The following is a 20,748-nucleotide window of genomic DNA, read 5'->3' on the forward strand; positions in this document are numbered from 1 at the left end:
TGCACTCCTTAAACTTTTGCAATTTCTACTAAAATAGAATGTTGTCCATTGCCTTTTGAAATAGCAGTTGGCACTATACTCGCTAAAGAATTAACGCAAGTTCCTACATCGATACCATTTTCATATTTAGCCCAAGCTCCTTGAGGAGTGACTGCACAACCTGGTATGATTTTTGGCGTTACTTTTGCCATTCCTTGGATAATACCTAAGTCATTTCTAACTTGGATCATATCTCCTGTTTTAATACCCCTTGTTTGTGCATCGATAGGATTGATCCAAATTTCTTGAGGGTTTGTTTCTCTAATTTGTGGAATTTCCCAAAAACTAGAATGAGTTCTTCCTTTGTAATGATATCCATAAAATTGTAAAGGATATTTTTCTTTTAAAGGATCAAGTATGCCTTCTCTTTGACTTTCAAACACAGGAATAGGAACGATTTGTTGCCCCTCTCTTAATTTCCAAGTTTTTTGCATTTTTGCAAGTTCATTACTATAAATTTCGATTTTACCGCTTGGGGTTTTTAAAGGATGATTGATAGGATCTTTTATAAAATCTTCAAGTGCGACAACAGGTTTAACCGGATCAAATTTTACAAGTCCCTTAGAAGTCATTTCTTCAAAACTTGGCAAGAGTGGATTTTTTTTCATACTTTCTTCATAAAGGTATTTTAACCAGTCTTTTTGGGTTTTTCCTTCGCTAAATTCTTTTTCTATGCCTAATCTTTTAGCAAGTTCAATACACATTTCATAAATAGGCTTTGCCTCGCCTACAGGCTCTATAGCTTTTTGACAATAAATAATATAAGGCCTATTGCTATAATATCCCGCACTAGGTCTAATAAAATCTTCTTGTTCTAGCATAGTCGCATCAGGTAAAATATAATCAGCATAATTATTAGATGGCGTTCTTGTAACATTAATATCAACGATACATTCACACAAACTTTCATCACTTAAAATGCGATCGACTTCCTTAATGGTACTGTGCTGATTGGTTAAGCAATTTCCTGCTGTATTGAAGATAAATTTAATATTTTGTTTGAGTTGTTTTGTTCCACGCACTCCATCGCTAAGATCTGTCATTTCTTTACCACGATAAATAGCATCCGTATATAAGAAACAAGGAATAGAGTCTTTAAATAGGATTCTTATAAGGCATTCCCATAATATCATAAGTTTTACTTGATCCAGTTCGACAGCCTGTATTACCTCCTTCTATACCTATACTTCCTATCATGCAAGCTAAAGTTGCAATGGCTCTTGCGTTTTGTTCTCCATTGGAATGTCTTTGCACTCCCCAACCTTGTTCTATAAAGCAAGGCTTAGTTAAGGCGATTTCTCTTGCAAGTTGAGTGATGCGACGAGATGGAATTTTTGTGATTTTACTCGCCCACTCGGGAGTTTTTTCCACCCCATCATAAGTTCCTAAAACATAACTTTCATAACTTGAATTTTTAGGTGCATCGCTTGGTAGGGTATTTTCACTAAAACCTATAGTATAGGTATCAAGAAATTTTCTATCCAGTAAATTTTCTTTAATCATCACATAGGCTAAAGCTGCGATTAAAGCCGCGTCCGTTCCAGGAACTATAGGGATCCATTCATCGCAATGTCCTATACAAGAATCATTATATCTTGGATCAATATGGATAATCTTACAGCCACTTTCTTCCAAAGCTTTATGATAAGCATAGCCTATACCACCTCCACCCATTCTTGTTTCTACATGATTGGCACCAAAAAAGATGGCAAGTTTTGCAGAACGTAGAGTCGCGATATCGCTTGCTGGAGATCCTCCATAGAAAAAATTCATTGCATTTGAAATTTGTGCCGTTGAGTAAGTGTTATGGTAGTTTAAATATCCTCCATATAAACTTAAGAGTCTAGCCCAAGGACCTGAAGTGCAGCGATTAATAATAGTTCCAGTAGTTCCAGTTGCATAAGTGATAAAAAATGCTTCATTTCCGTATTTTTCTTTCACTTCTTTCATTTTTGAAGCGATTTCATCAAAAGCTTGTTCCCAAGAAATAGGCATAAATTTACCTTCTCCTCTTTTGCCCACTCTTTTTAAAGGTCTTTTGAGACGATTGGCATTATAAACCTTATATCTTGAACTTCTTCCTCTAACACAAGCTCTAGCTTGACGTGTATCAAAGTCATCTTCTCCTTCATTATCTGTACTAACGTATTTTACAACCCCATCTTGAGTATGAACCTTAATAGGACATTTTGTTCCACAATTTACATTGCACCCAGCCCACTTTGTTACCATAGGCGAGGTTTTGAGTATATTTGAACTTAGTTGCATAGGAGTTAAAGCCAAACCACCAAATAAAGAACTCCATTTTAAAAAATCCCTACGATTTTGCTGCATACGTGCTCCTTGTTACTAAATATTTAATCATTATATTCCAACTAAAATAAAAATTCAAGTAAAATTAAGACTAAAAATATCTTAAATAGGGACTTTGATTAGATATTTTCATTAGTATTTAAAATTTTAATTTTTAATTTAAAATGAGTAAATGATAAATAAATTTTTTAGACTAAAACACTATTATCCCCCATAGGGGCTTGTGGCTTATTTTTTTTTATTTTATAATTTTTTAATTACTAAAATAAATAAGGAAAAAAATGTTTAGATTTTGGGTTTTTATATTAGTTTTATGGGTTAATTTACAAGCTCAAATTCCAAAAGATACTTTAATAATAGCATCTGAAAATGAAATTTCAAGAATAAATCCAGCTTATAGTGAAGATCACGATTTGCTAATCAATCTTATTTTTTCAGGCCTAACTCGTTTTGATGAAAATATGAATCTAAAGCCAGACTTAGCAAAATCTTGGCAAATCAGTAAAGATGGATTGGTTTATAATATTTTTTTAAGAGAAGATGTTTTGTGGCACGATGGTATAAAATTTAATGCTCAAGATGTAAAATTTAGCATAGAAGCTTTTAAAAATCCTAAAAATAATTCTCCATTATATGTAAATTTTGAAAATATAAAACAAATAGATATTGTAAATCCTTATCATATAAAAATCACTCTTTTTAAGCCTTATCCTGCTTTATTGGACGCTTTAAGCATAGGAATGTTACCCAAACATTTGCTTGAAAATAAAGATCTAAATACGGATTCTTTTAACCAGCACCCTATAGGCACAGGGGCATATAAATTGCTCGAGTGGAAAAAAGGAGAATATGCAAAATTAAAAGCCAATGAAAATTTTTATCTTGCAAAGGTAAAAACTCCAAAATTAATCATAAAGCATATTTTTGATCCTTTAATTGCTAGTGTAGAATTAAAAAATGGCACAATAGATGCTGCTTTAATCGATAGTTCTTTATTGAAAACTTTTAAAAATAATCCAAAATTTAAAATTTTACGCGAAAAATCAGCTGATTATAGGGCCTTGATGTTTAATTTAAATAATGAATTTTTAAAAGATATAAAAGTTAGAAAGGCTTTAAATTATGCCATAGATAAAGAAAGTATAGTTAAAAATCTTTTGCATAATTACGGCTTTGTTGCCTCACATCCTTTGCAAAATTCTTGGGCAAATCCTAATGCTTTCAATTCTTTTGATTATAATGTATCAAAGGCCGAAAAATTACTTTTTAGTGCAGGTTTTGTTAAAAATAAAGAAGGGATTTTTGAAAAAAATGGAAAAGAATTAAAATTTCAAATTTATGCGATGAGTAACGATCCTTTAAGAGTGAGTTTGGCTGGAATTTTGCAAAGCGAATTTAAAAAAATTGGGGTTTTAACTCAAGTTGTAGCTAAACCAGCGGGTAGTTTTGATTATTCTAAGGTTGATAGTTTTGTTATCGGTTGGGGAAGTCCTTTTGATCCTGATTTTCATACTTTTAGAGTATTTGAAAGTTCTCAAGATAGTGATTTGAATGGACAAGGTTGGAATTTTGGTCATTATCGCGATAAAAAGGTTGATCTTGCCTTGCAAAAAGCAAGAAATACTTTAAATGTCAATGAACGTAAAAAATACTATAAAGAATTTATCGATGCTTTATATGAAAATCCACCTTTTATTTTTATAGCTTATCTTGATTTTGCCTTAGTTTATAATGAAAAAATTGAAGGAATTGAGCCTAGAGTTTTAGGTCATCACGGAGTCGGTTTTACTACAAATATTTATAAGTGGGTTAAAAACTAGTGTTTCTACGCTTTATTTTAAGTATTTTTGTTGCTTTTTTGAGTACTTTTTTGTGTTTTGTTATGCTTTATTTTAGCAAGGGAAATATCGCTTATGCAAGTGGTGTTAATTCACAAAGTAAAGAATTTATCCAAAGAATAGAGCGAAATTTAGGGCTTGATAAGCCTTTGCTAACTCAATATAAAATTTGGCTTTTTAAAGCTTTAAAAGGGGATTTTGGAGTTTCTTTATTGAGCGGAGAAAGTGTGGTAAAAATGATCAAAGAAAGACTTTTTAATACTTTAATTTTAAGTTTAAGCGCTTTAAGTATTTTATTTGTTTTGAGTATTATTTTAGCTTTTGTGGAATATCATTTTAAAAATAGTTTTATAGAAAAAATGATCGCTTTCATAACATTTAATTTTTTTGCCTTGCCTCCATTAGTTTTAGCGTTGCTTTTTATATTGGTTTTTGGAATTTTTTGGAATTTTTCATCTTGGATTGATTTTAGTGATGATAATTTTTTAAATCAATTAAAGCATTTAATTTTACCTATATTGGTTCTTGTTTTATCACATTTAGCTATATATTTAAGGATAGTAAAAAATTTTATTCACGAGAGTTTTTCTCAAATTTTTATTCAAAATCTTTATGCTAGAGCCTTAAGGCAAAGAGAAATTGATTGTTTAGTTTTAAGATACTCCTTAGGTTCTATTATAGCTTATTTTGGAAGTACAGCGTTGAGCTTTATAATGGGAGCTTATATTGTTGAAAGCGTTTTTAATTATAGTGGTCTTGGAAGTTTATTGCTTGAGAGCATTATTTTTAAAGATTTTCCAGTAGTTTTAGCTTTGTTATTTTTGAGTGTTTTATCTGCAGCATTTTTCACATTTTTAAGCGATATGATTGCTAGGGCTTTAAATCCAAAGTTAAGAAAGTTTTCTTTTGCGTAAAATTATTATTTATCTTATTCCATTGGTGTGTTTATTTGTGTGTGCTATATTTGCTCCGTTTTTAGCCCCATTTGATATTTTATCAACCCATTTACAAGATCTATATCAAGCTCCTAATCTAGTTTATATTTTAGGTACAGATTTCTTAGGAAGAGATTTGTTTTCGCGTTTGCTTTTTGCTCTAAGAAATTCTTTATTTATAGGAATTTGTAGTGCTTTTTTATCCATTTGTTTTGCTATTTTTTATCTTTTATGGGCCCGTTTATTTTTTTATACTTTTTGGATGCGTATTTTGGAACTTTTTTTAGCATTTCCGGCTTTTTTATTGATGATGTTTTTTCAAAGTTTTGTCCATATGAATTTATTTTTAATGATTTTTTTAATCGCTTTAATGCATTGGTGTTTCATTGCTAAAGTGGTTGAGAGTGAATTAAAAAGATTAGAAACTTTAGAATTTTATAAAGCAAGCATCGTCTTAGGTGGAACTCCATTGAAGATTTTTTTTAAGGAACTTTTACCCGCTTTAAAATCATTATTTTTTATACTTTTTATATTTAATATCATACACGCAATTGCTACAGAAGCAACTTTAAGTTTTTTTGGATTTGGAATAGGGTTTGAATTTCCAACTTTAGGAATTTTATTAAGTGAATTTTCAAAAGCTGCTTTTGTGGGAGCTTGGTGGGTAATATTTTTTCCACTTTTAACTCTTATATTACTTTTTTTACCGCTTTTATGGTTGGGTAATTTTTTACAAGATAAATGGGGAGTGAAATCTTGAAAGTTCGAAATTTAAGCATAAGTTTTAAAAATAAAGTTTTGCTTGAAAATATCAATTTTACTTTAGAAAAAGGAAAAACTTTAGCCATTACAGGAGAAAGTGGAGTAGGAAAAAGTTTATTGAGTAAAGCTTTAGTAAGACTTTTGGATTCTGATTTTAATATTAATGCTGATGAATTTAGTTTTAATGGGATTGAAATTCTAAAGTTAAGCAATGACAAACTTCGAGAATTGCGTTCTAAAATAGCACTTGTTTTGCAAGATAGTGAATCGAGTCTTTATCCTTGTTTGGATATAGGAAAACTATGTTCTTTGATCCTAAAAACTCATACAAATTTAAATCAAAAAGAATATAAAAAGTATGTTTTTTCTTATTTTGAAAAATTAGGATTTGACAATTTAGATTTACTATGGCATTCTTACCCTTATGAGTTAAGCGTAGGGATGGCTAGACGCGCAAGTTTAGCTTTAGCTTTATTGCATAAGCCACAAATTTTAATTTGTGATGAGGTTACAGCTTCTTTAGATGCTAAAAATACTCAAAAAATAATTGAAATTTTAAAAGAGCTAAAAAAAGACATAGGTTTAATTTGTATCACTCACGATTTATATTTCATTCGTTCTTTAGCTGATGAAGTTCTTGTGTTAGAAAAAGAGCGTGCGAATTTTTATACTTTAAATGCGTTTTTAGGAATTTATAATGCTTAAAGTGCGTAGTTTGACTAAATTTTATGAGATAAAAAAGCATTGGTATTTAAAAAAAGAAAAATATTTAGTCTTTGAAAATATTAATTTTTCTTTAGAACAGGGTGAAAATTTAATGATTTTAGGTCAAAGCGGATCTGGAAAAAGCACCTTAGCAAAAATACTTTGTTTTTTAGAATATCCTAGCGAAGGAGAAATTTTATACCAAAATCATAATTTACATAAAATAAAAAAAGATAAACAAAGACTTTTAAGAAAAGAAATTCAGTATTGTTTTCAGGATCAAAAAATGGCCTTAAATCCTTATAAAAAAATCAAGGATTTAATACAAGATGGTTTAGAAAATTTTAATTTAAAAAAGAATGATGAAATGATTTTTGATTTTTTTGATCGTTTTGGTTTAAAGCGACAAATTTTAGAATCCAAGCCTTATGAATTAAGTGGAGGAGAGGCTTCTCGTATAGGACTTATACGTGCTTTGATTTTAAAGCCAAAATTACTGATTTTAGATGAAATAACTTCGATGCTTGATGTAAAAAATTCAAAAGAAATTTTAGATTTTTTAAAATTTTATCAACAAGAAAATCATCTTTCTTATATTTTTATCACTCATCAAAAAGAATTATTTAGTCAATTTAAATATAAAAAAATCCAACTTTAAATAAATTTAACAATATATTTTTTTATTTTTTAAGTTTTAATATAAAAATTTTAGAGTAAAATATTTATTTGGTTTAGGACAGCAAATTTTATTATTTAAAGCAAATTCAAAAATGTTAAAAAAGGAGAGCAGATGTCTCATATGGATGTAGCACACCCTTATTTTGGTATATTTTTAATGATAGTGCTTGCTAGTGTTATCTTTTTCGGATTGGTTTTTTTAGCCTCAACAATTGGTAATAATTTTGCCTCAAAAAGTCGAAAAAAATTAGGACTTGGAATTTATGAATGCGGTCCTATACCTGTTAAGCAAGCAAATAAAATCAATTCTCAATTTTTTATCATTGCTTTGATATTTATTCTTTTAGATATTGAAGTTGTTTTTTTATTTCCTTGGGCTTTAATTTTTAAAGACTTAGGTTTGTTCGGCCTTTTAGAAGTTATTATTTTTATTTTACTTTTAGGAGTTGGTTTTTTATATGCATATAAAAAAGGAGCATTTACATGGCAGAGCATCAAATAAATTATACTAGCGGTTTGCCAGTTGTTTTAACTAGTGTTGATAAGCTAGTTCAGTGGGGTAGAAGTAATTCTTTATGGGCTTTAACTTATGGTTTGGCTTGTTGTGCTATAGAAATGATGGCTGCTGGAGGATCAAGATATGATTTTGACCGCTTTGGAACCATTTTTAGAGCTTCTCCGCGTCATAGTGAAGTAATGATTATCGCGGGAACTTTATGCAAAAAACATGCTGAATTTACAAGAAGGCTTTATGATATGATGCCTGAACCTAAATGGGTTATTTCTATGGGAAGTTGCGCTAATACAGGAGGTATGTTTAATACTTATTCTACAGTACAAGGAGTGGATCGTATCATACCTGTAGATATTTATGTTCCAGGCTGTGCTCCACGCCCTGAAAGTTTTCAATTTGCTTTAATGATTTTACAAAAAAGAATTCGTAAAGAAAAAGCAAGTCGTAAAATTGCGCCAAAAAGGTTGGTATAAAATGAGAAAATATACTAATAAAAAAGATGTTCAGTTAAAAAATTATTATACAGATAGGTTTTATCACGCTCCACATACAAAAAAAATGGACATTAATGAGAGTGTTTTCAAGCAAGATTATGAAACTTTAAAAACTCAAGTTAAAATTTTAGATTCTTTTGTTGAGCTCGATTTTTGGGTAATTCAAATCAATAAAGAAGACAATGTTGAAACTCTTCAAATTCTTAAAAATTTAGGCTATATATCTTTTACTGAAGCAAGTGCAATTGATTTTGTTGCTTCTAAAAATGGTTTTGAAGTTTTCTATCAACTTCTTAATATGGACAAAAGATTAAGGGTAAGAGTGAAAACTTTTGTAGGAGTAAAGGAGAGACTTCAAAGTGTTACTAGCGTTTTTAAAGGAGCAAATTGGAGTGAAAGAGAAATTTATGATATGTTTGGGGTTTTCATTGTAAATCATCCAAATTTAAAACGTATTTTAATGCCTGATGATTGGTATGGACATCCGCTTTTAAAAACTTATCCTTTAAAAGGTGATGAGTTTGCACAATGGTATGAAATTGATAGAATTTTTGGAAAAGAATATCGTGAAGTTGTTGGATCTGAGCAAAGAGATCCTGGCTTTGTAGATGATAAAGATACTCTTAATTTTTCAAGAATTTATCACGAAACTTCTAAAGGTTCAGATCCAAAAGAAGTGTCTTTTAAACAAGAGTATCAAGAAGAAGAAGGTGTTGCTTTTGTAAAAAAAGTTAAACGTGATCAAGCAAAAATTTTAGAAAAAAGGCGTTAAAATGCAAATTCCTAGCAAGTTAAAACCTTATTATGAAAATATAGCTTTTGAACAAGAAGATTCAAAAATGATTATCAATATGGGACCGCAACATCCTTCAGCACACGGAAATTTACGTCTTGTTTTGGAACTTGATGGTGAACAAGTGGTTAAAGCTCGTCCGACTATAGGTTATATGCACCGCGGTATGGAAAAAATGGCTGAAAATATGATTTATCAAGAATTTATTCCAACAACCGATAGAATGGACTATGTTGCAGCTTCTTCAAATAATTATGCTTATTGTGCTGCGGTTGAAAAATTATGTGGTTTGGAAATTCCACGCAGAGCCCAAGTCATTCGTATGATACTTTTAGAGCTTAATCGTATAGGATCACACTTACTCTGGCTCGCAACACACGCACTTGATATCGGAGCTATGACTGTATTTTTATATTGTTTTAGAGAAAGAGAATATGTTTTAGATTTGATTGAAAAATATTGCGGAGCAAGACTCACGCATTCTTCAATGAGAATTGGTGGAGTAATGCTTGATTTGCCCGAAGGTTATTTACAAGAGCTTCTAGCTTTTTGTGATAAATTTCCTAAAAATATTGCCGATTATGAAGCCTTGTTAGACGATAATAGAATTTGGCGTTTGAGAACTGAAAATGTAGGAGTGGTAACTAAAGAACAAGCTTTAAATTGGGGCTGTAGTGGAGTGCTTTTAAGAGGAAGCGGAATTTGCTATGATATACGTAAAGAAGAACCTTATTTGCTTTATGATGAGGTAGATTTTGGTGTCCCTTATGCAACTCAAGGGGATTCTTATGCAAGATATAAGGTTTATATGCAAGAATTTAGAGAAAGTCTTAAAATTTTAAGACAATGCGCAGCTCTTTATAAGGATACACCGCCTGAAATTTTATCCAATCATCCAGAATATGTAAGTGCTTCAAAAGAACAAATTTTGACACAAAATTATTCATTGATGCAGCATTTTGTTTTAGTAACTCAAGGCTTAAAGCCTCCAAAAGGTGAAGTTTATGTACCTACTGAAAGTCCAAAAGGCGAGTTAGGATTTTTTATCCATAGTGATGGAACAGGAAGACCATATCGTTTGAAAGCTAGGACTCCTAGTTATTGGCATTGTTCTTTTTTCGAAGAGATGTTAGTAGGGACTTATTTAGCTGATGTTGTGGCAATTATGGGTAATGTAAATATAGTTTTAGGTGAGATTGATCGATGAGAAGAGTAGATTTAAGAAAGAGCAAGGAACTCTTTGAGGATTTAGCACAGGTAATTAAAGAAGCAAAAGCTGGTGAAGTATTGGTGATTCTTTTTGAAATCGGAGATTTTTCCGCTGTAGAGAAAAGCTTTTCTTTTGTAAAAGAGGAGAATAGATGTGAGCTTTTGAATTCTTTAAAATTTAATCAAGTTGATTGGACTATCGTAATTAAAAAGGAAAGTGTATGATTTATGAAAAAGCACTTTGTTTTTTAGATATGCCAAGCATTAAAAATAAAGATTTATGCAGCAAAATTCAAGGTGAAAATGTCAATATTTCTTGTCTTGAAGACAAATGTTTAAAGGCTAAGTTTTATAAATGCGAAATTGCAAGCTTAAGTTTTGTTTTGGCTTTACTTTGTAAAATGAGCGATGAAAAGATTTTTAAAGATTTAGATGAAGGATACTTGAGTGCAGAATCTTGTTTTGGAGAAGAAGAAGCAGGTGATATACTTGAATTTTTAAAAAAAGCTCAATATTTGATTATTGATGAAAATATTAGTTTTTATAAAGATAGCGAAAATATCAAGTATTTTTTAAATTTTTTAAGCGAAAAATTTAAACTCAAAATTTTAGACAGCAATGAGCAAGAGTGTGATTTTAAAAATACGAAGTTAAATCCTTTAAAAGAGCTTGATAATTATGATGGTTTAGTGCTTTTCAAAGCTAACTTAGAAGATAAAAATTTACATTGCTCAAAGCAATTTTTGCAAATTTCAAAATGCAAAGATCAAAGTGAAGTAGAAATTTTAGCTAAAGATTTCAATCTTAAAACTACACTTTGTTTAGATGAAAATTTGCAAGGTACTATAGGTTTTTTAAATTATGAAAATTATGGTTTTGACTTTACCCAAATTCGCATAAAGGAAGCAAAATGACAATTAAAATAAATGGTATTGATTGCGCCTTTGAGGAAGGCGAATATATCTTAAATATAGCAAGAAGAAATGATATTTTTATTCCTGCAATTTGCTATTTAACAGGTTGTAGTCCAACTTTAGCCTGTCGTATGTGTATGGTAGAAGCTGATGGTAAAAAAGTTTATTCTTGCAATACAAAAGCAAAAGATGGTATGGTTGTAGAGAGTGATTTGCAAAATTTGTGGGATGAAAGAAATGAGATAATGCAAACTTATTGCATCAATCACCCTTTAGAGTGTGGAGTATGTGATAAATCGGGTGAATGTGAATTGCAAAATTTCACACATAAATCTCGAGTAAATATACAAAAACATTGGATAAAAGATACTCATAAACCACATAAACATTGGGGAATGATCAATTATGATCCTGCACTTTGTATTGTTTGTGAGCGTTGTGTTACAGTTTGTAAAGATAAGATCGGTGAAAGTGCTTTAAAAACGGTTCCACGTGGAGGAGATGCAGTAGATGCCAGTTTTAAAGAAACAATGGGTAAAGATGCTTATGCAATTTGGACAAAATTTCAAAAAAGCTTAATTGGCCCATCAAATGGAGAGATTTTAAATTGTTCATTTTGTGGAGAATGTACTAGTGTTTGTCCAACTGGGGCCTTGATTGGATCTAAGTTTCAATATACTTCTAATATTTGGGAACTTAAAAGAATTCCTGCCTCAAATCCTCATTCTAGCGATTGCGAACTTATGTATTATGATATCAAGCAAAGTGGAATTAGCGATCAAAAGCCTAAAATTTATCGCGTAAGCAATGATTTTGCCTTTGCAACTTTAAATAAAGCAGCGAGATTTGGTTTTGATACACAAAATGAAGCTAGTAAAGATGAAAAAGCTTTTAATGAGCTTGTAGCACTTTTTGATAAAAATGAAATTAAAAATATTAAATTTAATAGTTTTATAACCAATGAAGAAGCATTAATTTTACAAAATCTTAAAAAGAAATTTGAACTTAACTTGATAAATGAAGAAGCTTTGAAATTTAAAGAGTTTTTAAATGAATTTGTAGAAAATTCGGGCGAATTTTATAATGCTACAAGTGATGATATAATAAAAAGTGATTTTTTAGTTGTTTCAGGGACACTTTTAAGATACGATGCACCAACTTTAAGCTATAAGGTAAATAATGCTTTAGTTATGAATAAGGGCGCTGGAATTTATTTTCATCCTATAGGAGATTTTGGTGTTGAGAAATATTCTAAAAATTTTGTTTCTTGTGTACATAAAAGTGGAGATGAAGAGCAGATTTTATATTTTTTACTTCAAAAATTTACGACAGATGAAAGCATAAAAGCTAACTTGTCTGAATTTTTTGTCAAAGAAAATAAAGAAATTGAAGAGACTATTAATGAAGAAGTAATAGAAAAAGTAAAAGAAAAAGATGAACAAGGTAATGAGATTGAAAAAGAAGTAAAAAAACTTGTTCCAAAAAAAGTGAAAAAAAGTATAGAAGTTCAGCGTTCAGTTTTTGCTAAAAATTTAGGTTTAGATGAAGATAAACTTGAAGATTTATTACTCAAAAAAACTAAATTTACTCTTGTAGCGGGTAGCGATTTTTACTTCCATCGCGATGCTAAAAAACTTGCTAAGTTATTAGCGTTGGTGCAAACAAGCACTCCTTTTAAAGTTTTTCTAAATCCTACGCATACAAATACTTTAGGGGTTGCGATGATTTGTGACTTAAGTGCTGATAAAGCCGAGGGTAAAACCTTAGGATATAATGAAAGAGGAGATTTTACATTTTCCTATGAAGAACATGCTGATCTAGCGAGTTCTAGTTTAAATCAACAAGAAGGAACATTTTTAAATTATAATAAAAGAGTAGTTCCAACAAACGCTGCTTTAGAATTTGGCGGATATTATTTAAATGATTTGGCTAATGCTTTAGGGTTTGATCAAGAATATACTATTGATTATACAAAAAGATTGCCTATAGATAAAGGATTTTCTCCGATTGAGTTTGATAATTTGGAAAATTATTATACCAATGGTGGAGAATGTAAAAGAGGTTATGAACTCAATTTAGATTGTTTCAAGAAAAGCGCTAAAAAAGAATTTATAGCTCCAAATTCTAATACTTTAGAGTTAAAAGAAAATGAAATTTTACTTTATAGTGCAAACCCTAGCTATCAATTTGGTAGATTTTCTAATCGTGCAAGTGCTATTAATGAAGTTATATTTCTTGGAATAAGTGAAAATTTAGCCAAAGAAAAAGGTTTAGAAGATAACAATCTTGTTAAAATTAGCATAAAAGATAAAGAATTAAGTTTGAGTGTGCGTATAGATAAGGATTTAAAAAATGGAGCTTATCTGCCATATTTTGATGAAAAACTTGATACTTTGAGTTTTTTTGATGAAAGATTTGTTTTTGCAAAAATACAAAAAATAGGAGCAAACAATGAGTGATTTCGCTTTTTTTGCCTTAGAAGTTTTAATAAAATGTATTATAGTGATCGCATTTTTTGCGACTTTAGCGGGACTTGCAACCTATGCTGAGAGAAAGGTTTTAGCGTGTTTTCAGTGTCGTATAGGTCCTGATATGGTCGGACCTTTCGGACTTATTCAGCTTGTTGCGGATATGATTAAGCTTTTTACAAAAGAGGATATTATTCCTTCTAATTCGCAAAAAATTATATTTGCAATCGCGCCTCTTCTTGCAGCAATTTGTGCTTTTGTGTCTTTAGCAGCTATTCCAATGTTACCCGAATTTACACTTTTTGGACATACTATACAGCCTTTAATTTCTGATATCAATGTAGCTTTGCTTTTTGTTATAGGAACTTCTGGACTTTGTTTTTATGCAGTATTTTTAGGAGGACTTTCAAGCAATAATAAATGGTCTATTTTAGGTGCAGCAAGGGGTCTTGTGGCAATTTTATCTTATGAGAGTGTTGGCGCATTAGCTTTAATGGCTATTGTGATGCTTACAGGTTCTTTTTCTTTAATAGATATAAATAATTATCAAAGCGATGGGCTTTTTTCTTGGCTGATTTTCAAACAACCTTTGGCTTTTATACTTTTTATTATAGCTCTTTTTATTGAAACAAATAGGACTCCACTTTGTTTGGCTGAAAATGATGCCGAGATTGTTGCTGGTTATGGGACGGAATATTCTGGACTTCGCTGGGGAATGTTTTTTATAGGTGAATATGCTAGTATGATAGCAGGAGCAATTTTAATTTCTCTATTGTTTTTAGGTGGCTTTAATAGTTTTTGGATAATACCTGGATGGATTATGATGATATTAAAATCAGTTTTTATTTTCTTTTGGTATTTTTGGGCTAGAGCTGCTTTTCCTCAATTGCGTCCTGATCAGGTAATGAGAATGTGTTATTTGATTTTAATTCCTTTGGCGGTTTTAAATCTTTTAATTACTGCTTTATTTGTGCTTTTATAGGAGTTTAAATGAAAAATTATTATTTGGTTGATGGAAACAGAAAAACGCCTATTACTACTTGGCAAAAGATTTTACAAGCTTTAAAAAGGAGTATAAAGCTTGAACTTTTTGTAGGTTTAGGTGTGGTGATGCGTGAAATGCTTAGACGAAATAATTGTGTGACTATAAAATATCCTTTAGAAAAACTTCAGCTTGATAATCGTTATCGCGCGGTACATAGACTTATGCGTTTTATAGAAAGTGAAAATGAGCGTTGTATAGGTTGTGGACTTTGTGAAAAAATTTGTATCAGTAATTGTATAAGAATGGAAACTTCTTTAGATAAAGATGGACGTAAAAAGGTTGGTAATTATAGTATCAATTTAGGGCGTTGTATTTATTGTGGATTTTGTGCTGAAGTTTGCCCAGAACTTGCTATAGTTCATGGCTTAGAATATGAAAATGCAGCTGAACAAAGATCTTATTTTGGTTATAAGCAAGATTTTTTAACTCCTATTGATAAACTTAAAAATCAAGTAGAATTTGAAGGAGCAGGAAGTCTTAGAAAAGACGCTGATTTATTGGTTAAAAAAACACCTAATTACTATGACGTATTGCAGAATAAAAGCTTAGAAGCACAAGATCAAAATTCACAAGGAGAAGTAAAATGATAGAGACTTTGGCCTTTGTATTTTTTAGTGTGGTGGTTTTAGGATTTTTTTTAATAGCGGTTTTAAGTAAAACTATGCTTTATTCTCTCTCTGCTTTAGCTGGAGGAATGGTATTTTTATCAGGCTTTTACTTCTTATTGGATGCAGAATTTTTAGGTGCTATACAAATCATTGTTTATGGTGGAGCTGTACTTGGAATTTATAGTTTTGCTATGATGTTTTTTGATGCGTCTAAAGAGTTTAAAGAAAAGATTAAAGCAAAAAAAAGTTTTTTTGCTTTAATTATTTTAAGTGCAGTTTTTCTTTTATTTATGCTTTTAGGATTTAAATATGAGAATGTAACTACAAATTTGCCTTTAGGTGATCCAGCTCTATATGATTACAATAAACAACTTGCCTTGCAAGTTTTTTCAAAATATCTTTTAGGTTTCGAATTTGTAGCTATATTGCTTTTGATTGCTCTTGTTTGTGCTATAGTGCTTACTCACAAAGACCTTTTAAAGGAAAAACAATGATAGAAAAATATTTTTTTATAGCTATTTTAATGTTTATTATAGGACTTGTTGGAATTTTAAAAAGACAAAATCTTATTATGTTGTTTATTTCGAGTGAGATTTTGCTCAATGCTGCAAATTTGGCTTTAATAGCGGCTTCAAAAATGCATCAGGATTTAAATGGTCAGATTTTTGCACTTTTTGTTATAGGTGTTGCAGCTTGCGAAGTTGCTGTTGGGGTTGCTTTATGTGTACTTTGGTATAGAAAAAAAGGAACCTTAGAATTAAAAAGTTTAAAAGAGGAGGCTTAATATGCAAAATTTAGCTTTAATTTCACTTTTAAGTCCTTTTATATCTTTTTTATTTGCAAGTTGTTTTTCTTTAAGTCAAAGAAAGGTTTTTGTAGGTTATATATGTGCTATATTTATAGCTATCGGGACTTTTTGTTCTTTATATTTACTTTTCAATAATTTTACCACCAGTTTGACTTTTTTTGAATGGTTTGCAGGTGTAAATTTTGGTTTTAACATAGATGTTATTTCTCTTACAATGATGAGTGTTGTGGGTGTTGTAGCTACTTGTGTGCATTTTTATAGTATCTTTTATATGGCTCATGACGAAGGTTTTAACAAATTTTTCGCTTACTTGGGGCTTTTTGTATTTTCTATGCTTTTTTTAATTACGAGTGATAATTTTTTAGGTCTTTTTGTAGGCTGGGAAGGCGTTGGACTTTGTTCTTGGCTCTTAATAGGTTTTTGGTATAAAAACAATACTTATTCTTTTGCGGCTAATGAAGCTTTTATTATGAATAGGGTTGCTGATTTAGGTATGCTCTTAGGTATTTTTTGGCTTTATATTCAAGCTGGAACCTTAAAATATAACGAAGTTTTTTCAATGGCTCAAAATTTAGATCATAATGCTTTAATTTTAATAGCAAGCTGTTTATTTATAGGTGCAATGGGAAAATCTGCACAATTTCCTTTTCATACTTGGCTTGCCGATGCGATGGCAGGACCTACTCCTGTTTCGGCCTTAATCCATGCTGCGACTATGGTTACAGCTGGAGTTTATTTGGTTATTAGAGCAGGAGAAATTTACTCTTTAGTCCCTGAAGTTTCCTATTTTATAGCCGCTCTTGGAGCTTTTGTTGCTATATTTGCCGCCTCTATGGCCTTAGTAGCAAGAGATTTAAAAAGAATTATTGCTTATTCTACTTTATCCCAACTAGGTTATATGTTTGTAGCAGCAGGACTTGGAGCTTATGGTATAGCATTGTTTCATTTAGCAACGCATGCTTTTTTTAAATCTTTATTGTTTTTAGGTGCTGGAAATGTAATGCATGCTATGAATGATAGCCTAGATATTAAAAAAATGGGTGGACTTTTTAAACCTTTGAAAGTAACTGCCATTTTTATGACTATAGGTTCTTTAGCTTTAGTGGGAATTTATCCTTTTGCAGGGTTTTTCTCAAAAGATTTAATTTTAGGTTATTCTTTTATCACTCATCATCATGGAATATTTTTAGTGCTTTTGGTTGCGGCGTTTATGACAGCTTTTTATAGTTTTAGACTTTTAATGCTTGTATTCTTTACAAATCCTAGACACGATGCGCATCCGCATGAGGCGAGCAAAATAGCACTTTTGGCTATGATTCCTTTGATGATTTTAGCAATTATCGCAGGGTTGTTTGAACATAATTTTTTTGAGTATATTAGCTCTAAACTTGTTTTTATAGATGCACAAAATGAAATTGTTATGATTTGTGCAAGTATCGCAGGAGTTTTAGGAATACTTTTGGCAATCCTTGCATATAAATTTTCTTGGTTTAAACCAAGTATAGAAGAAAATAAAATTCATAAACTTTTAAGCAATGATTATTATATACCGAAATTTTATCATAAATTTATAGTGGCTAAATATGAAAGTTTATGTGCAATAATGAAGCATTGTGATATTTTTATTCTAGATGCAATAATTGAAAAGATTTCTTTTTATTGTAATTTAATTTCTAAAAAGATGATTATGCCAAATAGTTTAAATTTAATGCTTAAATTCTTAATTGCTGGTTTTGTGATTTTACTTATTTTAGTAAGGGTGGTGTAAAATGCTAAATTATTTGATTTTTTTTCCTTTAGTTGCTGGTTTTGTGATTCTTATTTTAAATCGAGGCGGTATAAAGGTTTTTAGCGTCATAGCCAGTCTGATTATGTTTTGTTTAAATGCTAAAATTTTTTTAGATTATTTAAATGGGGCTAATTTTGAATATCAGCTTTCTTTTAAAGTGGCTAATTTTTTTAGTTATCATATAGGGGTGGATAGCATTTCTTTAATTTTAATGCTTTTAAGTTCTTTAATGATATTTTTAAGCTTTTTATTTTTGAAAGTTGAACAAAAGGCAATGGCTTCTTGTATATTTTTTTTAGAATTTGCTATTATGGGTTTATTTTCAGCACTAGATGGTTTGCTTTTTTATATTTTTTGGGAATTTTCTCTCCTACCTTTACTTTATATAATGGGTGTTTATGGAAAAGATTATAGAGCTGGAATTAAATTTTTCATTTATGCTTTTGCAGGTTCTATTTTAATGCTTTTAGCCTTAATCTATCAAGCCTATGCAACTTATAAACTTTTAAATATTTTTACTTTTGATTTAGAAATTTGGAAAAATAATGCTTCTGCTATTAGTTTTAATGAGCAGCTTTTACTTTTTGGAGCATTTTTTATTGCTTTTGCAATTAAATCTCCTTTGTTTCCGTTTCATACTTGGGCGCCGAAGGTTTATGCGAATTCACCTATTTTAGTTTCTATGATGCTTGTTGCTTTTAAAATGGCTCCTTTTGGCTTTTTACGTTTTTGTCTCCCGCTTTTTCCAGATGCGAGTGTGTATTTTATGCCTTTAATTGCAGCCTTATGTATAGTAAGTATTATTTATAATGCTTTAGTCGCTTATCGTGCTACTAATTTAAAAGAATTGATTGCTTATAGTTCTATTTCTCATATTGGAGTTATGGTTTTAGGGATTTTTTCTTTAAATGTTTTAGGAATTAGTGGAGCGGTGTTTTATATGTTTGCTCATGGGGTTGTGACAGGAAGTTTATTTTTGATGGCAGAACTTTTAAATAAAAAATATAAAACTCTTGAAATTTCTTATTATCATTCTTTAGCACATAAAGCACCATTGTTTTCTATTTTCTTTACCTTAATTTTGCTTGCTAGTATCTCTTTGCCTCTTACAATATCTTTTGTTGGAGAATTTTTAACACTTTTAGGAGTGGCAAAAGTGAGCTTATTATACGCGCTTTTAGCAGGATTGGTAATTATACTTGGAGCAATTTATATGTTGGCAGTGTTTAGAAAAATGTTTTTTATGGAAAAAGAAACACATATAGAAAATTTTTCTTTACATTCAAGAGAAATAATAACTCTTGTTTTTGTTACAATTTTAATTTTTGGTTTAGGCGTAGCTCCGAAGATTTTTTTAGAGCCTTTAGATAATAATGCAAATTCTCTTATTGAAATGATGAATACAAGAGCTATAAATACTGAAACTATTAACTTTTTAAATCATACAAAAGGAGAAAATGATGTTAGATAATATTGGTAATTTAAACATCTCTTTATCTTATCCTTTTTTATTTTTAATCATTGTTGCAATTGTTCTTTTGCTTTGTTCCGCTTTTTGGAAATTCCATAGAACTTTTTATATAGCTACTTGTTCTTTGTCCTTAGTTGTTAGTGCTTTTTTAATTTTAAATAATGTTGATGAACAAGGATTAGGATTAAAAAAAGCATTTTTAGGCACTTTAAATAATGACATAGTTTCTTTTTATGCTTCTTTAGTCATTTTATGTTTTTCATTTTTATATCTTTTAATGCAAAAAGATGAAGATAAGGGTGAATTTTATAGTTTATTTATGTTTATGGTGTCTAGTTTGTTGCTTATGGTTTCAAGTTCAAATTTGATTTTAATCTTTATAGGGCTTGAGGCATCATCTCTTGCTCTTTATACCCTTATAGCAATGCGTGGAACTAATAATGCTGTTTCTAGTGCGATTAAATATTTTAGTGTTGCTGCAGTAGGATCTGGATTTTTTGTAATGGCATCAGCTTTAATTTATATGAAAACTGGAACTTTGGATTTGGATTCAAAATTAGCACTTCAAAAAGATCCAGTTCTTTTAAGTGCCGGGGTTATGATTTTTGTTTTATGTGCTGTAAAACTTTCCTTAGCTCCTTTTCATTTTTGGCTAAAAGATGTATATTTTGCCGCTTATTCTAATTTAGCTGCTTTTATTTCAGTAGTTCCGAAAATAGCAATGTTTGTTGTTGTTATAAGGCTCTTTGAATTTTTAAATCATTTAGATTTTGAAAATATTATTAGTTTATTAGCAGTATTTTCTATGTTAGCTGCTGCTATTGCGGCATTGAGTCAAAAGGATGCAAAAAAGGTGTTTGCTTATAGTTCTATAGTGCATTCTAGCTTCGTTTTAGCAGCTTGTATACCTTTGCTTAGCGTAGAAGAAAATGTTTTAAATCCTATATTTATTTATTGGATTTTTTTTAGTTTTGCAAACTATGGAGTTTTTTTAATTCTAAGCACATTTAAATCAAGCTCATTTGATGAATTTAATGCTTTGTTGGTGAAAAAACCTTTAATTGCCTTATCGCTTACCTTTTGCGTACTTTCTCTCGCAGGAATTCCGCCATTTGGAGCATTTTGGGGTAAGGTGATTGTATTAAAGACTTTAATCACAGCCAATTATTGGTATTTAGCTCTTTTTATGGCTTTAGCTTCTGTGTTGATGCTTTATTCTTATTTAAAAATAGTCATTCATGCTTTATTTATCAAGACAGAGCCTAAAGTTTGCGCCCAATTAAATTTTATACAGAGTTTTATTTTAGCTCTTTGTACTTTAATAAGTATTTTTGCTTTATTTTTGTTATTTAAAATATAATATAA

At 30.2% G+C, this 20,748-nt stretch carries 21 protein-coding genes; 19 read left to right on the forward strand and 2 right to left on the reverse strand.

The features are described 5' to 3' along the window. Window positions 1-8: 8 nt before the first annotated feature. A complete protein-coding gene (locus CQA69_RS09150; protein WP_246023120.1) occupies window positions 9-1,172 on the reverse strand; it encodes a molybdopterin dinucleotide binding domain-containing protein in 1,164 nt (387 codons plus the stop codon). Next, the gene (locus CQA69_RS09155) at window positions 1,135-2,373 is read right to left on the reverse strand and encodes a molybdopterin-dependent oxidoreductase (RefSeq protein WP_246023121.1); all 1,239 of its coding nucleotides are present in this window, start codon (window positions 2,371-2,373) and stop codon (window positions 1,135-1,137) included. Before CQA69_RS09155 ends, CQA69_RS09150 begins: the two co-directional genes overlap by 38 nt. Before the next feature lie 260 nt (window positions 2,374-2,633). Here CQA69_RS09155 and CQA69_RS05095 point away from each other — a divergent pair, with 260 nt between their 5' ends. The 19 genes from CQA69_RS05095 (at window position 2,634) to CQA69_RS05185 (ending at window position 20,743) form a co-directional block, all read left to right on the forward strand. After that, entirely contained in the window at window positions 2,634-4,172 is a 1,539-nt protein-coding gene (locus CQA69_RS05095) for an ABC transporter substrate-binding protein (protein WP_137620725.1), read from the forward strand. Further along, entirely contained in the window at window positions 4,172-5,104 is a 933-nt protein-coding gene (locus tag CQA69_RS05100) for an ABC transporter permease (RefSeq protein WP_246023122.1), read from the forward strand. Before CQA69_RS05095 ends, CQA69_RS05100 begins: the two co-directional genes overlap by 1 nt. Beyond that, the gene (locus tag CQA69_RS05105) at window positions 5,097-5,885 is read left to right on the forward strand and encodes an ABC transporter permease (RefSeq protein WP_137620726.1); all 789 of its coding nucleotides are present in this window, start codon (window positions 5,097-5,099) and stop codon (window positions 5,883-5,885) included. Before CQA69_RS05100 ends, CQA69_RS05105 begins: the two co-directional genes overlap by 8 nt. Continuing rightward, window positions 5,882-6,592, forward strand: coding sequence for an ATP-binding cassette domain-containing protein (locus CQA69_RS05110; protein ID WP_246023123.1), 711 nt, complete (start codon window positions 5,882-5,884; stop codon window positions 6,590-6,592). Before CQA69_RS05105 ends, CQA69_RS05110 begins: the two co-directional genes overlap by 4 nt. Further along, complete coding sequence (locus CQA69_RS05115) at window positions 6,585-7,250, forward strand: ATP-binding cassette domain-containing protein (RefSeq protein WP_137620728.1); 666 nt, start codon at window positions 6,585-6,587, stop codon at window positions 7,248-7,250. Before CQA69_RS05110 ends, CQA69_RS05115 begins: the two co-directional genes overlap by 8 nt. A 132-nt stretch (window positions 7,251-7,382) precedes the next feature. Continuing rightward, window positions 7,383-7,772, forward strand: coding sequence for an NAD(P)H-quinone oxidoreductase subunit 3 (locus tag CQA69_RS05120; protein WP_137620729.1), 390 nt, complete (start codon window positions 7,383-7,385; stop codon window positions 7,770-7,772). Beyond that, on the forward strand, window positions 7,754-8,257 hold the full coding sequence (locus CQA69_RS05125) for a NuoB/complex I 20 kDa subunit family protein (protein ID WP_137620730.1): 504 nt from the start codon (window positions 7,754-7,756) through the stop codon (window positions 8,255-8,257). Before CQA69_RS05120 ends, CQA69_RS05125 begins: the two co-directional genes overlap by 19 nt. A 1-nt stretch (window position 8,258) precedes the next feature. Then, window positions 8,259-9,050, forward strand: a complete 792-nt coding sequence (locus CQA69_RS05130; protein WP_137620731.1) for an NADH-quinone oxidoreductase subunit C — start codon at window positions 8,259-8,261, stop codon at window positions 9,048-9,050. A gap of 1 nt (window position 9,051) precedes the next feature. Next, window positions 9,052-10,278 carry an NADH dehydrogenase (quinone) subunit D gene (gene nuoD / locus CQA69_RS05135; protein ID WP_137620732.1) on the forward strand — a complete coding sequence of 409 codons (1,227 nt, stop codon included), beginning with the start codon at window positions 9,052-9,054 and terminating at the stop codon, window positions 10,276-10,278. Then, the gene (locus CQA69_RS05140) at window positions 10,275-10,505 is read left to right on the forward strand and encodes an NADH-ubiquinone oxidoreductase subunit E family protein (RefSeq protein WP_137620733.1); all 231 of its coding nucleotides are present in this window, start codon (window positions 10,275-10,277) and stop codon (window positions 10,503-10,505) included. Before nuoD ends, CQA69_RS05140 begins: the two co-directional genes overlap by 4 nt. Next, window positions 10,502-11,194 carry a hypothetical protein gene (locus tag CQA69_RS05145; RefSeq protein ID WP_137620734.1) on the forward strand — a complete coding sequence of 231 codons (693 nt, stop codon included), beginning with the start codon at window positions 10,502-10,504 and terminating at the stop codon, window positions 11,192-11,194. The genes CQA69_RS05140 and CQA69_RS05145 overlap by 4 nt, the downstream gene beginning before the upstream one ends. Continuing rightward, window positions 11,191-13,653, forward strand: coding sequence for an NADH-quinone oxidoreductase subunit G (locus CQA69_RS05150; protein ID WP_137620735.1), 2,463 nt, complete (start codon window positions 11,191-11,193; stop codon window positions 13,651-13,653). The genes CQA69_RS05145 and CQA69_RS05150 overlap by 4 nt, the downstream gene beginning before the upstream one ends. Next, on the forward strand, window positions 13,646-14,644 hold the full coding sequence (gene nuoH, locus CQA69_RS05155) for an NADH-quinone oxidoreductase subunit NuoH (protein WP_137620736.1): 999 nt from the start codon (window positions 13,646-13,648) through the stop codon (window positions 14,642-14,644). The genes CQA69_RS05150 and nuoH overlap by 8 nt, the downstream gene beginning before the upstream one ends. An 8-nt stretch (window positions 14,645-14,652) precedes the next feature. Beyond that, a complete protein-coding gene (nuoI, locus tag CQA69_RS05160) occupies window positions 14,653-15,294 on the forward strand; it encodes an NADH-quinone oxidoreductase subunit NuoI (protein ID WP_137620737.1) in 642 nt (213 codons plus the stop codon). Further along, complete coding sequence (locus CQA69_RS05165; protein ID WP_137620738.1) at window positions 15,291-15,809, forward strand: NADH-quinone oxidoreductase subunit J; 519 nt, start codon at window positions 15,291-15,293, stop codon at window positions 15,807-15,809. The genes nuoI and CQA69_RS05165 overlap by 4 nt, the downstream gene beginning before the upstream one ends. After that, window positions 15,806-16,099 carry an NADH-quinone oxidoreductase subunit NuoK gene (nuoK, locus tag CQA69_RS05170; protein WP_137620739.1) on the forward strand — a complete coding sequence of 98 codons (294 nt, stop codon included), beginning with the start codon at window positions 15,806-15,808 and terminating at the stop codon, window positions 16,097-16,099. The genes CQA69_RS05165 and nuoK overlap by 4 nt, the downstream gene beginning before the upstream one ends. Window position 16,100: 1 nt before the next feature. Beyond that, a complete protein-coding gene (gene nuoL / locus CQA69_RS05175) occupies window positions 16,101-17,891 on the forward strand; it encodes an NADH-quinone oxidoreductase subunit L (protein WP_137620740.1) in 1,791 nt (596 codons plus the stop codon). Between the two features lies 1 nt (window position 17,892). Beyond that, on the forward strand, window positions 17,893-19,383 hold the full coding sequence (locus CQA69_RS05180) for an NADH-quinone oxidoreductase subunit M (RefSeq protein ID WP_137620741.1): 1,491 nt from the start codon (window positions 17,893-17,895) through the stop codon (window positions 19,381-19,383). Beyond that, the gene (locus tag CQA69_RS05185) at window positions 19,373-20,743 is read left to right on the forward strand and encodes an NADH-quinone oxidoreductase subunit N (protein ID WP_137620742.1); all 1,371 of its coding nucleotides are present in this window, start codon (window positions 19,373-19,375) and stop codon (window positions 20,741-20,743) included. Before CQA69_RS05180 ends, CQA69_RS05185 begins: the two co-directional genes overlap by 11 nt. Window positions 20,744-20,748 lie beyond the last annotated feature (5 nt).

The organism is Campylobacter estrildidarum, from assembly GCF_005406205.1.
Classification (GTDB): domain Bacteria; phylum Campylobacterota; class Campylobacteria; order Campylobacterales; family Campylobacteraceae; genus Campylobacter_D; species Campylobacter_D estrildidarum.

Excerpts from the sequence above, each read along its gene's own strand:
- CQA69_RS09150 (WP_246023120.1), bottom strand. The coding sequence starts at position 1,172 with ATGATATTATGGGAATGCCTTATAAGAATCCTATTTAAAGACTCTATT.
- CQA69_RS09155 (WP_246023121.1), bottom strand. The coding sequence starts at position 2,373 with ATGCAGCAAAATCGTAGGGATTTTTTAAAATGGAGTTCTTTATTTGGT.
- CQA69_RS05095 (WP_137620725.1), top strand. The coding sequence starts at position 2,634 with ATGTTTAGATTTTGGGTTTTTATATTAGTTTTATGGGTTAATTTACAA.
- CQA69_RS05115 (WP_137620728.1), top strand. The coding sequence starts at position 6,585 with ATGCTTAAAGTGCGTAGTTTGACTAAATTTTATGAGATAAAAAAGCAT.
- CQA69_RS05120 (WP_137620729.1), top strand. The coding sequence starts at position 7,383 with ATGTCTCATATGGATGTAGCACACCCTTATTTTGGTATATTTTTAATG.
- CQA69_RS05125 (WP_137620730.1), top strand. The coding sequence starts at position 7,754 with ATGGCAGAGCATCAAATAAATTATACTAGCGGTTTGCCAGTTGTTTTA.
- CQA69_RS05130 (WP_137620731.1), top strand. The coding sequence starts at position 8,259 with ATGAGAAAATATACTAATAAAAAAGATGTTCAGTTAAAAAATTATTAT.
- nuoD (WP_137620732.1), top strand. The coding sequence starts at position 9,052 with ATGCAAATTCCTAGCAAGTTAAAACCTTATTATGAAAATATAGCTTTT.
- CQA69_RS05140 (WP_137620733.1), top strand. The coding sequence starts at position 10,275 with ATGAGAAGAGTAGATTTAAGAAAGAGCAAGGAACTCTTTGAGGATTTA.
- CQA69_RS05145 (WP_137620734.1), top strand. The coding sequence starts at position 10,502 with ATGATTTATGAAAAAGCACTTTGTTTTTTAGATATGCCAAGCATTAAA.
- CQA69_RS05150 (WP_137620735.1), top strand. The coding sequence starts at position 11,191 with ATGACAATTAAAATAAATGGTATTGATTGCGCCTTTGAGGAAGGCGAA.
- nuoH (WP_137620736.1), top strand. The coding sequence starts at position 13,646 with ATGAGTGATTTCGCTTTTTTTGCCTTAGAAGTTTTAATAAAATGTATT.
- nuoI (WP_137620737.1), top strand. The coding sequence starts at position 14,653 with ATGAAAAATTATTATTTGGTTGATGGAAACAGAAAAACGCCTATTACT.
- CQA69_RS05165 (WP_137620738.1), top strand. The coding sequence starts at position 15,291 with ATGATAGAGACTTTGGCCTTTGTATTTTTTAGTGTGGTGGTTTTAGGA.
- nuoK (WP_137620739.1), top strand. The coding sequence starts at position 15,806 with ATGATAGAAAAATATTTTTTTATAGCTATTTTAATGTTTATTATAGGA.
- nuoL (WP_137620740.1), top strand. The coding sequence starts at position 16,101 with ATGCAAAATTTAGCTTTAATTTCACTTTTAAGTCCTTTTATATCTTTT.
- CQA69_RS05180 (WP_137620741.1), top strand. The coding sequence starts at position 17,893 with ATGCTAAATTATTTGATTTTTTTTCCTTTAGTTGCTGGTTTTGTGATT.
- CQA69_RS05185 (WP_137620742.1), top strand. The coding sequence starts at position 19,373 with ATGTTAGATAATATTGGTAATTTAAACATCTCTTTATCTTATCCTTTT.